Annotated in this window: 14 protein-coding genes; 10 read left to right on the top strand and 4 right to left on the bottom strand. The window is 37.9% G+C overall.

Features of this window, described 5'->3' with window-relative positions; genetic code table 11:
- Positions 1–110: 110 nt before the first annotated feature.
- The 6 genes from porK to AABB81_RS08520 all read left to right on the top strand — a co-directional run bounded on the left by porK (position 111) and on the right by AABB81_RS08520 (position 6,094).
- Positions 111–1,514, top strand: a complete 1,404-nt coding sequence (gene porK, locus AABB81_RS08545; protein WP_342159943.1) for a T9SS ring complex lipoprotein PorK/GldK — start codon at positions 111–113, stop codon at positions 1,512–1,514.
- Between the two features lie 42 nt (positions 1,515–1,556).
- Positions 1,557–2,189: a type IX secretion system motor protein PorL/GldL gene (gene porL / locus AABB81_RS08540; protein ID WP_342159942.1), complete on the top strand. Its 633-nt coding sequence runs from the start codon at positions 1,557–1,559 to the stop codon at positions 2,187–2,189.
- 51 nt (positions 2,190–2,240) lie between these two features.
- The gene (porM, locus tag AABB81_RS08535; protein WP_342159941.1) at positions 2,241–3,785 is read left to right on the top strand and encodes a type IX secretion system motor protein PorM/GldM; all 1,545 of its coding nucleotides are present in this window, start codon (positions 2,241–2,243) and stop codon (positions 3,783–3,785) included.
- Between the two features lie 13 nt (positions 3,786–3,798).
- Positions 3,799–4,695: a type IX secretion system ring subunit PorN/GldN gene (gene porN / locus AABB81_RS08530; RefSeq protein ID WP_342159940.1), complete on the top strand. Its 897-nt coding sequence runs from the start codon at positions 3,799–3,801 to the stop codon at positions 4,693–4,695.
- 129 nt (positions 4,696–4,824) lie between these two features.
- Positions 4,825–4,974 (top strand): hypothetical protein, encoded by a 150-nt coding sequence (locus AABB81_RS08525; RefSeq protein WP_342159939.1) that lies wholly within the window; start codon positions 4,825–4,827, stop codon positions 4,972–4,974.
- Between the two features lie 64 nt (positions 4,975–5,038).
- The gene (locus AABB81_RS08520) at positions 5,039–6,094 is read left to right on the top strand and encodes an NAD(P)/FAD-dependent oxidoreductase (RefSeq protein ID WP_342159938.1); all 1,056 of its coding nucleotides are present in this window, start codon (positions 5,039–5,041) and stop codon (positions 6,092–6,094) included.
- Here AABB81_RS08520 and AABB81_RS08515 read toward each other — a convergent pair.
- Positions 6,091–6,462 carry a DUF983 domain-containing protein gene (locus AABB81_RS08515; protein WP_342159937.1) on the bottom strand — a complete coding sequence of 124 codons (372 nt, stop codon included), beginning with the start codon at positions 6,460–6,462 and terminating at the stop codon, positions 6,091–6,093. The two genes, AABB81_RS08520 and AABB81_RS08515, sit on opposite strands and share 4 nt — an antisense overlap.
- A 55-nt stretch (positions 6,463–6,517) precedes the next feature.
- Here AABB81_RS08515 and AABB81_RS08510 point away from each other — a divergent pair, with 55 nt between their 5' ends.
- Entirely contained in the window at positions 6,518–8,431 is a 1,914-nt protein-coding gene (locus AABB81_RS08510; protein WP_342159936.1) for an ABC-F family ATP-binding cassette domain-containing protein, read from the top strand.
- Between the two features lie 25 nt (positions 8,432–8,456).
- Here the strand turns inward: AABB81_RS08510 and AABB81_RS08505 are convergent, their stop codons facing one another.
- On the bottom strand, positions 8,457–9,017 hold the full coding sequence (locus AABB81_RS08505; protein ID WP_342159934.1) for a DUF4136 domain-containing protein: 561 nt from the start codon (positions 9,015–9,017) through the stop codon (positions 8,457–8,459).
- Positions 9,018–9,167: 150 nt separating this feature from the next.
- Positions 9,168–9,323: a C1orf53 family protein gene (locus tag AABB81_RS08500; protein WP_342159932.1), complete on the bottom strand. Its 156-nt coding sequence runs from the start codon at positions 9,321–9,323 to the stop codon at positions 9,168–9,170.
- A 219-nt stretch (positions 9,324–9,542) separates the two neighbouring features.
- Between AABB81_RS08500 and AABB81_RS08495 the strand changes: the two genes are divergently transcribed.
- Together AABB81_RS08495 and AABB81_RS08490 are read left to right on the top strand one after the other, a co-directional pair.
- Positions 9,543–10,466 (top strand): 1-aminocyclopropane-1-carboxylate deaminase/D-cysteine desulfhydrase, encoded by a 924-nt coding sequence (locus AABB81_RS08495; protein ID WP_342159930.1) that lies wholly within the window; start codon positions 9,543–9,545, stop codon positions 10,464–10,466.
- A 32-nt stretch (positions 10,467–10,498) separates the two neighbouring features.
- On the top strand, positions 10,499–11,329 hold the full coding sequence (locus tag AABB81_RS08490; protein ID WP_342159928.1) for a glucosaminidase domain-containing protein: 831 nt from the start codon (positions 10,499–10,501) through the stop codon (positions 11,327–11,329).
- A 63-nt stretch (positions 11,330–11,392) separates the two neighbouring features.
- Here the strand turns inward: AABB81_RS08490 and AABB81_RS08485 are convergent, their stop codons facing one another.
- Positions 11,393–11,833 carry a DUF4890 domain-containing protein gene (locus AABB81_RS08485; RefSeq protein ID WP_342159926.1) on the bottom strand — a complete coding sequence of 147 codons (441 nt, stop codon included), beginning with the start codon at positions 11,831–11,833 and terminating at the stop codon, positions 11,393–11,395.
- 201 nt (positions 11,834–12,034) lie between these two features.
- On the opposite strand from AABB81_RS08485, the gene AABB81_RS08480 reads away from it, so the two are divergent.
- A complete protein-coding gene (locus AABB81_RS08480; RefSeq protein WP_342159925.1) occupies positions 12,035–13,642 on the top strand; it encodes a sulfatase family protein in 1,608 nt (535 codons plus the stop codon).
- Positions 13,643–13,672: the final 30 nt, after the last annotated feature.

The following is a 13,672-nucleotide window of genomic DNA, read 5'->3' as shown; positions in this document are numbered from 1 at the left end:
GTTAAATTTTGTATGGAATTTTATTTGATTATTTTGAATAAAATCCCGGTTAAAAGTAGTAACAATAAGTTTTAATGTAACAATAACATCTTGTTAGAAAAGTAAAAATTATGAAAAAGTTATCCCTAATCCTATTACTATTTGTCATTGCTTTCTTAAGCAGTTGTAAATCTGGCAACGACAGAGGTCAATTGGTAGGAGTTTCGGCAAATAAGAAATTTTTTCCTGAAAAGCCATTCGGAATGGTACTGATTCCCGGTGGTGCTTTTACCATGGGAAAAGGAGATGAAGATGTGGCCGGCTCTTTTAGTGCCCCTTCCCGAACCGTCACTGTAAGACCATATTATATGGACGATACAGAGATTACCAACAGTGAATACAGAGAGTTCGTCTTTAGAGTGAGAGATTCCATTCTAAGAACAAAACTGGCTATTCTGGCCGAAGAGGCTGATATAGGTGGTGGTGCTCCAATTGAACAGAATAAAGGAGATATAAGTGGCATCTCAAAATATAAATTTAAGGAACAGGATAGTACTGATAATGCGTACTATAAATATATGATGGACAACTATGGTAGTTTGGGGGATATCAACTCACCTACTGAAGGACGTTATTTAAACTGGGATGTTGAATTGGTATGGAACACCAACGAATTTCCAGATGAATACTATGCTGAAGCGATGGACAGCCTTTATATTCCAATGGATGAGGCAATGGAGAGAAAAAGAAGAATTGACACTAAGAAATTAAAATATGTTTACCTGGCTTTTGATGGGGTAAGTGCTGCAAGAAATAATGCTAGTGGAAAGGATTTCTTAAAAAAAGTTGAAGTTGAAATATATCCGGACACTGCTGTTTGGGTTAAGGATTTTAATTATTCATACAACGATCCTATGCATCAGGACTATTTCTGGCACCAGGCTTATAACGATTATCCCGTTGTGGGAGTTACCTGGAATCAGGCAAAGGCTTTTTGTAATTTCAGATCAGAAAAAAGAAATGACTTTTTAGCTGGTAAAAAGAAAGGAACCGGCAGAGAACCAAGTTTTAGGTTACCTACTGAGGCTGAATGGGAATATGCCGCCAGAGGAGGTTTGGAATATGCTAAATATCCATGGGGTGGACCTTATACAACAACAGACAGGGGATGCTTCCTTGCCAATTTCAAACCTGAAAGAGGGAATTATGCTGCCGATGGAGCTTTGTATACAGTAGAAGCACGATCTTATAATGCGAACGATTACGGTTTGTACAATATGGCCGGAAACGTGTCAGAGTGGACCAACACGGCTTATAACCCATCATCTTATTATTTAGGCTCAACGATCAATCCAAATGTGGTTGACAGTGATAACCAAAGAAAAGTGATCAGAGGTGGATCTTGGAAAGATGTGGCCTATTTCCTTGAAGTAGGAACAAGAGACTATGAATATGGTGATTCTGCCAGAAGTTATATTGGCTTTAGAACTGTTCAGGATTATATGGGTACGAAAATGACCGAGAAAAATAAATAAGAAAATAGCTTAATCAATCAATAATTAAAAAAAACAAAAATTATGGCACAATCAAAAACGAAAAAGAAAATGTTCAACATGGCCTATGGCCTGGGAGCAGCAGTAGTAATTTTAGGAGCACTTTTTAAAATTGCTCACTTTCCCGGGGGAACCGAAATGTTAACCATTGGAATGATCGTTGAAGCAGCAGTATTTGCATTATCAGCTTTTGAACCGGTTGAAGAAGATTTGGATTGGACGAATGTATATCCTGAATTGGCAGGAGGAGCAGCTAAAGATAAAGAAGAAGCTAATGACGCTCAGGGAATGTTGTCACAAAAATTGGATGACCTTTTGAAAGAAGCAAATTTGGATTCAGAAAAGATAGCAAGGTTATCAGAAAGTATCAGCAATTTTGCAGGTGCGGCAGAAGGAATGAAGCCGGCAACGGATTCTATCGCAGCGTCAAACAGATATGCTGAGCAACTATCAGTTGCAGCCATTGAATTAGAATCGTTGAACAGTATGTATATCATCCAGAAGGAAAATGCGGAACGTCAGGCTACCCTGAATCAAGAAACTTTGGATAATGCGGAACGTTTAAAAGAGCAAATGGAATCCTTAGCTACCAACCTATCTTCATTGAACGGTGTTTACGGAGGTATGTTATCTGCTATGTCAAATAGAAATTCATAGAGTTATAATTTTTTAACAACTCAATTATTAACCCTATAAAAACTAAGAAGAATGGCAGGAGGTAAGCAATCACCAAGGCAAAAAATGATTAATTTGATGTATTTGATTTTCATCGCTATGTTGGCAATGAATATGTCAAAGGAAGTTTTACAGGCCTTTGGTTTAATGGACAATAAACTGGTCGCGGCAAACGATGCTGCTACAACCAGGAATAAAAGATCCTATGAGGATCTGGCGCTAAAAGCAGTAGAGCAATCTGAAAAGTATGGAGATGAGGCAGCAAAAGCGGATAAGATTCAAAAATTATCTGAAGATTACTTTGCCTATATCGAAAATTTAAAAGAAGAAATGAAATCTACTGTTGACGATCCAACAGATTACGAAACTATGGATTCTGGTAAATTTCTTGATGAGAAGTTTTTTAAAGGAGATGATGGAGTTTATCACGAAGCAGGTCAGGAGTTTGTTGACAGAATGAATAAATACCGTAGCGACCTTTCTACAGTAATGGGTGAGGGAAGCGAAAGTGTCAAAAAGGATGTAGAAACAAGATTTTCAACTGATAAAGTTACCAACAGAGAAGGCAAAGAAATCTTTTGGTTGGATTACAATTACAAAGGATTCCCTTTAGTGGCATCAATCACAAAGATGACGCAGATTCAGGCAGATATTAAAACTACTGAATCAGAAGTTCTTGGAAATATGTTACAGGGTCAAATGGCCAGTGATGTATCGATGAATAACTATCAGGCCATCTTGATTCCTAATGCACCAGCGACCTTACAAGGAGAAAATTTCCAAGGTAAAATAGTATTGGGTCGATATGATGGGTCACTAAAGCCTACTAAGGTAGTGATCAATGGTAAGGAGATTACCAATATCAAAGACGGAGGAGCAATCCTTGATTTTCCTTCAGGAAACGTTGGAGAAAATGAAATCAAGGGTAAGTTCATCTTTATGGAGAATGGGATACCTGTTGAAATACCAGTTGAAACTTCATATGCTGTGGTTGCAAAACCAAATAGTGCTGTAATCTCTGCAGATAAGATGAATGTGGTTTACAGAGGTGTTCAGAATCCAATTACTGTTTCTGTTCCGGGTGTTGCTGACAATGCTGTAAAAGCCAGCGCTCCAGGTTTGAGAAAAGTAAAAGGAATAGGAAAATATGAAATGGCTCCGGGAAAAGGAAGAGAAGTGAAAATCACGGTAAGTGCAAAATTACCTGACGGAACCCCGATTACTTCAAGTCAAATATTTAGAATTAAAGATATCCCTGCCCCTGTTGCAGCAGTAAGAGGTGAGTATGGAATGATCAAAATGCCAAAAAGTACTTTACAAAAGGCAACAATAAGTTCAATATTACCTGATTTTGTATTCGATCTAAAGATCAATACTACCGGTTTCAGTGTCAAAGTGCCAGGACAACCAACCGTAATCGTTAAAGGTGAAAAATTTGATGCCTCTGCTATTAGAGTATTGAATAAAGCGAGAAGAGGTGATGTTGTGATCATTTTTGATATCAAACAAAAATTAGTGGGGAATTCAGGTTATTACTTGAAAAATGCTTCACCAGTAAATGTTGAAATTACAAATTAATCCATATAGAATTATGAAATTGAGAAGTTTAATAATAGCAATAATAGGTTTACTATCTGTTGGATCGGTAAGTGCCCAGGCAAATTTACTGAATGCAAAGATTCCTGAACAGGTAGGTATGAAAACCCCTGAGCAGCTCGCTGCAGACAATGATAGTCCATTACCTTACGGGTATATAGATGACAGAGACATTTTGTGGTCTAAAGTAGTTTGGGAATATGTAGATCTTAATGAAAAGATAAATATGCCTTTCTACTACCCGGTAGATACAAGTAACATCAGTTCATCAAGAAGGTCATTATACGATACTTTGTTACGGGGGATCAAAAGCGGAGAGATCATCGATGTTTATGACGACTCATATTTCGAAGACAAATTGACGCTAAAGGATATCCAGGGCAGATTGGCCAGGGTTGATACCTCTGATGCTGGTATAGAGAGATTGAATGCAGGAGAAGTATTAACGGATGAATATATAGACAGAAGAGATATTACTGCCGGAGATATTGAAGGTTTCAGAATCAAGGGAGTATGGTATTTTGACAAGCGACAAGGCGAGTTAAAATACAGGTTGCTTGGAGTTGCACCTGTAGCTCCGGATGTAAACTTCATTGATAGTGAAGGATCTCAAGATGAATTAATCGAATTGTTTTGGGTATGGTATCCTGGTGCCAGGTACACTACTCACGATATGAAGGTTTTCAATCAAAAGAATTCGGCCTATCCGTTGTCTTATGATCATTTGCTCAATGCAAGAAGGTTTAATGCGATCATATACAGAGAAGAGAATATTTATGGTAACAGAGATGTTGCGGAATATATAAAGGGAAATTCACTTTTTCAAGTTTTAGAATCAGATAAACTTAAAGAAGACATTCGAGATAGGGAGCTCGATATGTGGAATTACTAATTACTGAGTTAATAAGAAAAAAACCCTGCTTTTTTAGCAGGGTTTTTTTTATGCCTTGATCTCAAGGGCATCGGAAGCGAGGCGATCGGAAGCGAGGCGATCGGAGGTGAGGCGATGAGAACTGAGGTGATGAGAACTGAGGTGATGAGAACTGAGGCGATGAGAACTGAGGTGATGAGAACTGAGGTGATGAAAACTGAGGTGATGAGAACTGAGGTGATGAAAACTGAGGGGATGAGAACTGAGGGTTTCAGCTCCGATCGCCTCGGAAATAAATAATATATAGTTAAGCGCTATATACTATCTTTGAATACTGAATATTTTATTGATTCATTGGAATAAATTGAATACAACTGTTGATTATATCATTGTAGGACTTGGACTGGCCGGTATTGCTTTTGCCGAGGAACTTAAAAAACAGGGCAGGTCCTTTTTGGTTTTTGAAAACCATTCTCAAACCTCTTCCCTGGTGGCCGGAGGCATGTACAATCCCGTTATTCTAAAACGCTTTACACCCGTTTGGAATGCAAAGGAGCAATTGGATATAGCCATTCCTTTTTATTTGTCACTTGAAAAAGAACTCTCAGCATCTTTCGATGAGCCTTTACCCATTTACAGAACCTTTAAAAGTATTGAAGAACAAAATAACTGGTTCGTAGCATGTGATCAACCCATACTCAGGGAATTTATGCATCCCGAGTTGGTCAAGGTTGAATCTAAGGGAGTTAATGCACCATATCAGGCAGGGAAACTAAGGCACACCGGAAGAATAAGAGTGAAGGAACTAGTTTCCATGTATCGGGAAGACCTTAGGAAAAACGATTATTTGGTCGAAGAAACCTTCAGGCATGATCGGGTCATCACCTGGGACAGCCATATTGACTATGGTGATATTATGGCTCAGAAGATTGTTTTCTGTGAAGGAAATGGCGTTAAAAGCAATCCGTTTTTTAAAAAACTGCCGCTAAACGGTACTAAGGGAGAGTTGCTTACGATTCATGCTCCGGAGCTAAAACTGGACTATGTTATAAAATCTGCTGTTTTTATCATGCCTCTTGGAAATGATTTTTATAAAGTTGGAGCTACTTTTAACTGGTCGGATAAAACCAATGACCCGACAATGGCAGGAAAAAAAGAACTTGAAGAGAAGTTAATGACAGTGATCAATTGTCCGTATAAAATTACTGATCATGAGGCTGGTGTGAGGCCAACAACAGGAGATCGGAAACCTTTACTTGGAGTCCATGCGAAAAATCACAGGTTGGCCATTTTAAACGGTTTAGGAACAAGAGGTGTCATGATTGCTCCATTGATGGCTAAAAAACTATATCAATTTTTGGAAAATGGAGAGCCTTTGGATACAGAGATAGACATCAAAAGGTTTAAACAAAAAATCTAAATCTCCTTTTTATAGTGAATAAACAGGTTTATATACAGTAGCCTGGACATCCTCATGGTAAGAGGTGTCAAAGCGATCAGAATGACAATGATGGCGATAAGTGAACTGATCAGCCCTAAGCCAATCAGATAAGAAATCACAAAAACAGCAATAGCAAAGGCCACAGTCAATGCATAGGATACATACATGGCACCGTAAAAAAACGAAGGTTCGATCATATATTTCAAACCGCAGTTACTGCAGGCAGTATGGGTTTTTAAATTGTTGTTAAAATTCAGGGTAATGCCATACTTAAAGAATTCACCCTCCTGGCATCTGGGACATTTATTGTGAAAAACACTATAGAATTTAGAGCCTTTTTTAAGCATTGCAGATTAACAAGATTCAATTACTTTTGCAAAGATAAATTTTTAAAACAGAATAATGCTCAATGCCCACGATATTACCGTTTCCTTTTCTGGAGAAGAATTGTTTTCGGGAATCACTTTTAAGTTAAATGCCGGAGATCGTATAGGACTCGTTGGTAAAAATGGAGCAGGAAAATCCACCTTGCTAAAAATTGTTGCCGGCGAACAGGAATATGACAGGGGTTCAATGGCCTTTGACAAGGATATAAGCCTGGGTTTCTTAAAACAGGATATTGATTTTGAAGAAGGCCGAACCGTGATCGAGGAGGCTTATCAGGCCTTCAAAGAAATCAAGAGCATAGAAAGGAAACTTGAGGAGGTCAATACCCAATTAGCAGAAAGGACAGATTATGAGAGCGAGTACTACCATGATCTGATGCATGACCTTGACGAGTTATCTCATAGATACGAATTGATTGGAGGTTATAATTACCAGGGAGAAACAGAAAAAATCCTTGCCGGCCTTGGTTTTAAGCAGGAAAACCTTCAGCAATTGACCAATACATTTTCAGGAGGATGGAGAATGAGAATAGAATTGGCAAAATTGTTGTTGCAGAATCACGATATTCTTTTGCTTGATGAGCCTACAAACCATTTGGACATAGAATCCATTATTTGGTTTGAGAACTTTTTAAAAGGATTTAGTGGAGCCATTATGATGGTCTCTCATGATAAGATGTTCCTTGATAATGTGACCAACAGAACGATAGAAATATCATTAGGTCAGATCTATGATTATAAAAAACCATATTCTCAATATCTTCTTCTGAGGAATGAAATAAAAGAGAAACAACTTCAGTCTCAAAAAAATCAGGAACGCGAAATCAAGCATACCGAACAACTTATTGAGAAATTCAGGGCCAAGGCCAACAAGGCCTCAATGGCTCAATCATTGATCAAAAAGCTGAATCGCGTGGAACGCATAGAAGTTGATGTTGAAGACAATGCTGTTATGAATGTAAGATTTCCCATGTCTGTTACCCCGGGAAAAGTTGTCGTGGAAGCCAATAATGTGGCGAAGAATTATGATGAAAATCAGGTCCTGGAGCACGTTAACTTGCTCATCGAACGCGGGAGTAAAATCGCTTTTGTTGGACAAAATGGTCAAGGTAAATCGACGCTTGCCAAGATTATGGTTGGGGAGATCCCCTATGATGGTGAATTGAAATTGGGACATAATGTTCAGATAGGATACTTTGCCCAGAACCAGTCTGAATATCTCGATGGTGAACTGACCATTCTGGAAACTATGGAAAATGAATCCACTGACGGGAACAGGGTGAAAGTTAGAGATATGCTGGGGTCTTTTCTTTTCAGAGGTGATGAAGTCGAAAAGAAAGTTAAAGTACTTTCAGGAGGTGAAAGAAATCGCCTGGCGCTGTGCAAGATGTTGCTGCATCCTTTTAATGTGCTGATTATGGATGAGCCTACAAATCACCTGGATATAGCTTCAAAGAATGTACTAAAAAGGGCCTTGAAACAATTTGATGGAACATTGATACTGGTTTCACATGACAGGGACTTTTTACAGGATCTCGCAGCTACGGTTTATTCATTCAGGGAAGGTGGAATCAAAGAATACCTTGGAGACATTAATTATTTTCTTGAGCAGCATGAATTGGAAGACATGAGAGCCGTTGAAATGAAGACCAAAAAAGAAGAGAGTTCAGCTAATTCCTCAAAAGGGGGGAAGCAAAATCATGCGGATCAAAAGCAAAAGAAAAAATTGCAGAATCGTTTGAGCAAAATTGAAACTGAAATTTCAGACTTGGAAAAGAAGATCATAAATGATGATGCCGAAATCGCTGAAAATTTTCAATTATTACATGAAAATGAACAGTTCTTTAAATCGTATCAACAAAAAAAATCAAAGGTTGAAGAGCTCATGACCTTGTGGGAGGAGGTACAAGGACAAATTGAATCGCTTTAGGCCATTGTGATTTTAAGTTATCTCGTTAGTTTGAAGAGACTTCAATTTTTGGTGGATACTGCATCATGATGTTGGTGACTATTTCACTGATACGGGCTTCTTTTTTATCTATGTTTTTAGAATAGGAAAGTATTCCTACGCCGATACCCTGCCAGGCCAATTCTTTTTTTCTGGCATCGATCAGGTCTATAAAAAGGGTGCCCTCTGTTGAACTGGTGACATTGCTATAGCCAAATCCATACCCTGGTCCATATCCATAACCATAATACCATGGATACCAGCCGTAATAACTATTGTTATAAACGTCAATTTTTTCGCGTGATTTTGTAAAAATGTTAACCAGCAGGTCGGGATTATCGGAAGGAACCATTCCTTTGGCTTTTAGTTCCCTTTCAATGGCCCTGAGAATTCTTTTTTTATCAAGATCGGAAATTTCCACCTTATCAATACCTTTTTTATAAAATGCATAGGTTTTAAAACTGGAAAAATTGGTTTCTTTATCATAATCAGAATAAACATTGACTGAAGAGCATGAAAAAACAATCAGCAATAATGATAGCGAGGCTACAAAGTAAAAATCCTTCATATAAACGTATTTTATAAAAACAGCATACTTTGCTAAGGTATATCAAGAATCATACCAAACAAATGCATGATCATGTCAGGTTTTTATGCTGAAGCTACACAATATGCTTAGCTTCAAAAGCTTATGAGTTGCAAGTTTTTTGAATTGATTTTAGGGCCGTTTAAGATCAAACCCATAAGGACAGTGACGGCAATTATTTTTACAACAATAGCCCCTCTTCAAATGGTAGATTTTGGTAAAAACTTTAAAACCTTCCTCACTGTAATAAAAATCTTCAGGATCTAAGTTATTATTGTTAAATTGCATACTAAATGTAACTTTTTTTCCATTTTGTTCTTTTCATGCAGATCAATCACCCATTTTTTGATGCTTACATTCAATCGGCTAAAATAAGGAATTATAGGCGATCTCTTCATCCTTCTTTCACCTGTCATTTCCGATATCAATCCAAAGGCGCTGACTTTGAATTTCGACCGGCATTATTAGCCTTAAATATTTTTCATCATTCATCAATTACACCAGGCCATGAGCAGCAGTAGAAATCAGTTGGTGTCTTTAAAGCTATTGAATGAAAAAGGGATTCGCCTTGTGGTCAAAAGGGAAGATGAGCTGCATCCAATTATTTCAGGGAATAAATACCGTAAGTTAAAGTATAACCTTCTCCTTGCCAAGGATAAAGGTTGTGGAACACTTCTTTCATACGGCGGGGCTTATTCTAACCATATCAGTGCCTTGTCTTATGCAGGGAAGATTCACGGTTTTAAAACCATTGGTGTCATTCGTGGAGATGAGTTAGGAATTGACCTTAGCACTACTCTCAACACAAATCCAACATTAAAATTCGCTTATGAAAATGGTATGCAATTTAAATTCGTTTCAAGAGCAGTATATAAAAGAAAAACTGAACAAAGCTTTTCAGCTGCCTTAAAAGATGAATTTGGTGATTTTTATGAGATTCCCGAAGGTGGAACCAATGCCCTTGCAGTTCGTGGTTGTGAAGAGATTTTGTTGGAATCAGACAATACTTACGATTATATTTGCGTTTCTGTTGGTACAGGAGGCACGATTTCAGGACTTATAAACTCAGCTTCTGATCATCAAACTATACTTGGTTTTCAAAGCTTGAAAGGCGATTTTTTGGAAGATATTATTGACGATAGTACAATGAAAAGGGATAATTGGAGTTTGAATAATGAATATCATTTTGGCGGATATGCGAAAATCAATGAAATTTTGATTAGTTTTATCAACAATTTTTATCAACAGACAACCATACCTTTAGATCCTGTTTATACCGGAAAAATGATGTTTGGTATCATGGACCTTGTAGAAAAGGATTTTTTTAAGAAAAACATGAGTATACTCGCTATTCATACCGGGGGGCTTCAGGGCATAGAAGGCATGAATCGGCAGTTATTAAAAAAGAAACTACCATTGATCAGTGTATGAAACAGGTTTGTAAATTTTCAATCTTAGTGGTTGTGTTAACGTTGATGTCAGCTTGTGGTTCAAGTCGATCTTCAGCCGACAAAGGGAAGAAGAAAAAAGTTGAGACAAGGGAACAGTATCTCCAGGCCAAGAGTGACGTTATTTTTGATTCCTATAAAAATAGCAATGAAGGTAAGGTCAATGATTATACCGTGAAATACATTGGCACCTACAAAAATATTGCTATTGATAAAATGGAAAAGTATAAAATCCCGGCCAGTATTACGCTTGCACAGGGTATCCTGGAATCCGGAAACGGTTTGAGTACCTTGGCAAAAAAATCAAACAACCATTTCGGTATTAAATGTCATTCAGGATGGAGAGGAAAACGCGTTTATCACGATGACGACAAAAAGGGAGAGTGTTTTAGAAAATATCCATCGCCTGAGGGTTCTTTTAATGATCATTCAAAGTTTCTCACGTCAAGAGGCAGGTATGAATTTTTATTCGATCTAAAACCCGATGACTACAAGGCTTGGGCAAAGGGGCTTAAAAAGGCAGGCTATGCTACTGACAGAAAATATCCTAAGAAATTAATCTCCTTCATAGAAACCTTTGAACTGTACAAGTATGATGAGTTAGTGCTTGATGAAAGAGGGTATAAAAGAACCCGTCAGCTTGACAATTATCAGCCTGAGTATGATGATCGCAGTATTGTGAGCAACGTTATTGATGATTCGGATATCTTTATTACCGTGGTAAGTGGTGACACACTCTATTCTATTGCAAGAAGCAATAATTTGTCGGTGGATGATTTAAAAAGAATCAATGGTTTGGATTCCAATGAGATAAGCGTGGGGATGAAGTTGCTGGTTTCCAAATAAAAACCACCCTATAAAAGGGTGGCTCTCGTCTAAACTCAAAATCAATCTACTTATCCAATCTCATTATTTTTGACCTACTCTGTTTTGTCTGTAATGTTGAGGCCTTCTGTCTTTCGATCTGTGTGGCATTTTTTTTGTAGCTTTTTTCCACTCGGCATACTGGTCTTCAGTAAGAATTTTTTTAACCTCGCTTTGATGGGCAATTTTGCTGTCAAGCATTGCGTTCATGTGATTGAACCTTTCATCAGAGGTCATTTCTTCTTCGTTCACAGATTTCATTTTAGCCTTTCGAGTGGCTTTTTCTTCAGCCCATTTTTTATTCAAAGCGAGCATCTGTTTCTGTTGCCCGTCTGTAAGATCCAATTCCAGGGCCATCTGTTTCGTTTTTAAAATGGCTTTTTGTTCAGAAGTGAAGTCCGCATTCATTTTTTTTTGTCGATTCTCCGTTTGAGCAAAGCTCAAAAGTGTAGTTCCCAGAAATAGGAAAATCATTATTTTTTTCATGATGTTTAAGATTTACTGTTCAATGGTAAGACCTGAATTGCACACATAGGTTTAAAGATCAATCTTTAAATTTATGTTAAAACTAATGCGCTCTACCTCTTATGAAGAGCGCAGGTTTCTATATCTTTGATTCACTGGGGACTGATAAAATATTCGGAACCCGGTATTTTTTAAACTAAATGTTAATATCAGCTTTCTTCTATGTATAGTGCCGGTAAAATTCTGATTTCACTTTTGACGTTAATTGGTTTTGCTTCATGTAATAACCAGGAAGTTTCAACTCCGAAAAGGCCTAATATCCTATTTATTATGTCTGATGATCATGCCTATCAGGCAATAAGTGCCTATGGCAGCCAATTGATTAAAACCCCCAATATCGATCGAATTGCAGAAGAAGGCCTTTTATTTACAAATGCCTGTGTTACAAATTCCATTTGTGCACCTTCAAGGGCTACCATTCTTACAGGAAAGCATACCCATATTAATGGTAAGATTGATAATAGAATGCCATTTGACACTACACAGGTAACATTTCCCCAGTTGTTTCAAAAAGCAGGTTATCAAACAGCCATGTTTGGAAAATTACATTTTGGAAACAGCCCTAAAGGAGTAGATGAATATATGATTCTTCCCGGTCAGGGAAATTACATCAACCCCGACTTTATAACGCCTCGCGGAGACACGACCATTACAGGTTATGTAACAGATATTATCACTGACCTTAGCATAGGCTGGTTGGATAAAAAAAGAGATAAGGATAAGCCTTTTATGATGATGTATTTGCATAAAGCTCCTCACAGGCCCTGGTGGCCCAGCCCGGAGAAGTTTGCCGAATTCAGTAAAAAAACCTTTCCTGAGCCAGAGTCTTTATTTGACGATTATGCAAACAGGGGAACCGCTGCTAAAACCGCCGAAATGAATTTGTACAAACATATGATGTACAGCCATGACAGTAAAATAAGACCAGAAACGATTGAGATTATGGGAGGAGTGGAACCGGTGGTGTCCGAAATGAAAAATGGATTTTACGGCCCCTATGGCCGGGCAAATGCCGAACAAAAAGCGGCATATGATATTACGCTTGATTCGATCAATGAAGATTTTAAAAATACCTGGCCCACGAAGAGTATGGAAGATAAGATGCGTTGGAAATACCAGAGGTATATGCAGGATTATCTTGGAGTTATATCTTCAGTGGATGACAATGTGGGGCGGGTATTGGACTACCTGGATGCATCCGGGATTGCTGAAAACACTATTGTCATTTACACTTCTGATCAAGGCTTCTATCTGGGGGAGCACGGTTGGTTCGATAAAAGATTTATTTATGATGAATCCTTTAAAACACCCTTATTGGTGAGATGGCCCAATGAGATCAATCCCGGAACCACTAATGATGAAATGGTCCAAAACCTTGATTTTGCCCAAACTTTTTTGGAAGCAGCAGGAATAGCAGCCCCCGAAGATATGCAGGGAGAAAGTTTGATTCCGCTTTTTAAGGAAGATACAGCTTCCTGGTCAAGAAAGGCCGTTTATTATCATTATTATGAGTACCCTTCGGTTCACATGGTAAAAAGGCATTATGCGATTGTGACCAAAGAATTTAAATTGGTTCATTTTTATTATGATATTGATGAATGGGAGCTATATGACAGGATTAAAGATCCGCAGGAAATGAATAATGTTTATGATGATCCGTCGTACAAAAATATTATTGATAAACTTCATAAAAAACTTGATGAACTCCGGATTGAGTACAAGGATTCCGAGGAACTGGATCAGAACTTCATCAATTTGTATCTTGAGTAAATCTTCGTTTTTATTAGAATAATCCCAATA

Origin of the sequence: Lutimonas vermicola, assembly GCF_038433205.1 — a bacterium.
GTDB lineage: Bacteria > Bacteroidota > Bacteroidia > Flavobacteriales > Flavobacteriaceae > Lutimonas > Lutimonas vermicola.
The sequence above is the reverse complement of the archived record's forward strand: the minus strand, read 5'-3'. Positions and strand labels throughout refer to the sequence as shown.

Bases quoted from the DNA above. Each gene is read 5' to 3' on its own strand.
- AABB81_RS08505 (WP_342159934.1), bottom strand. From the start codon at position 9,017: ATGAAGGATTTTTACTTTGTAGCCTCGCTATCATTATTGCTGATTGTT.
- AABB81_RS08510 (WP_342159936.1), top strand. From the start codon at position 6,518: ATGCTCAATGCCCACGATATTACCGTTTCCTTTTCTGGAGAAGAATTG.
- porL (WP_342159942.1), top strand. From the start codon at position 1,557: ATGGCACAATCAAAAACGAAAAAGAAAATGTTCAACATGGCCTATGGC.
- porM (WP_342159941.1), top strand. From the start codon at position 2,241: ATGGCAGGAGGTAAGCAATCACCAAGGCAAAAAATGATTAATTTGATG.
- AABB81_RS08515 (WP_342159937.1), bottom strand. From the start codon at position 6,462: ATGCTTAAAAAAGGCTCTAAATTCTATAGTGTTTTTCACAATAAATGT.
- AABB81_RS08500 (WP_342159932.1), bottom strand. From the start codon at position 9,323: ATGCAATTTAACAATAATAACTTAGATCCTGAAGATTTTTATTACAGT.
- porN (WP_342159940.1), top strand. From the start codon at position 3,799: ATGAAATTGAGAAGTTTAATAATAGCAATAATAGGTTTACTATCTGTT.
- AABB81_RS08485 (WP_342159926.1), bottom strand. From the start codon at position 11,833: ATGAAAAAAATAATGATTTTCCTATTTCTGGGAACTACACTTTTGAGC.
- AABB81_RS08495 (WP_342159930.1), top strand. From the start codon at position 9,543: ATGAGCAGCAGTAGAAATCAGTTGGTGTCTTTAAAGCTATTGAATGAA.
- AABB81_RS08525 (WP_342159939.1), top strand. From the start codon at position 4,825: ATGAGAACTGAGGTGATGAGAACTGAGGCGATGAGAACTGAGGTGATG.
- porK (WP_342159943.1), top strand. From the start codon at position 111: ATGAAAAAGTTATCCCTAATCCTATTACTATTTGTCATTGCTTTCTTA.
- AABB81_RS08480 (WP_342159925.1), top strand. From the start codon at position 12,035: ATGTATAGTGCCGGTAAAATTCTGATTTCACTTTTGACGTTAATTGGT.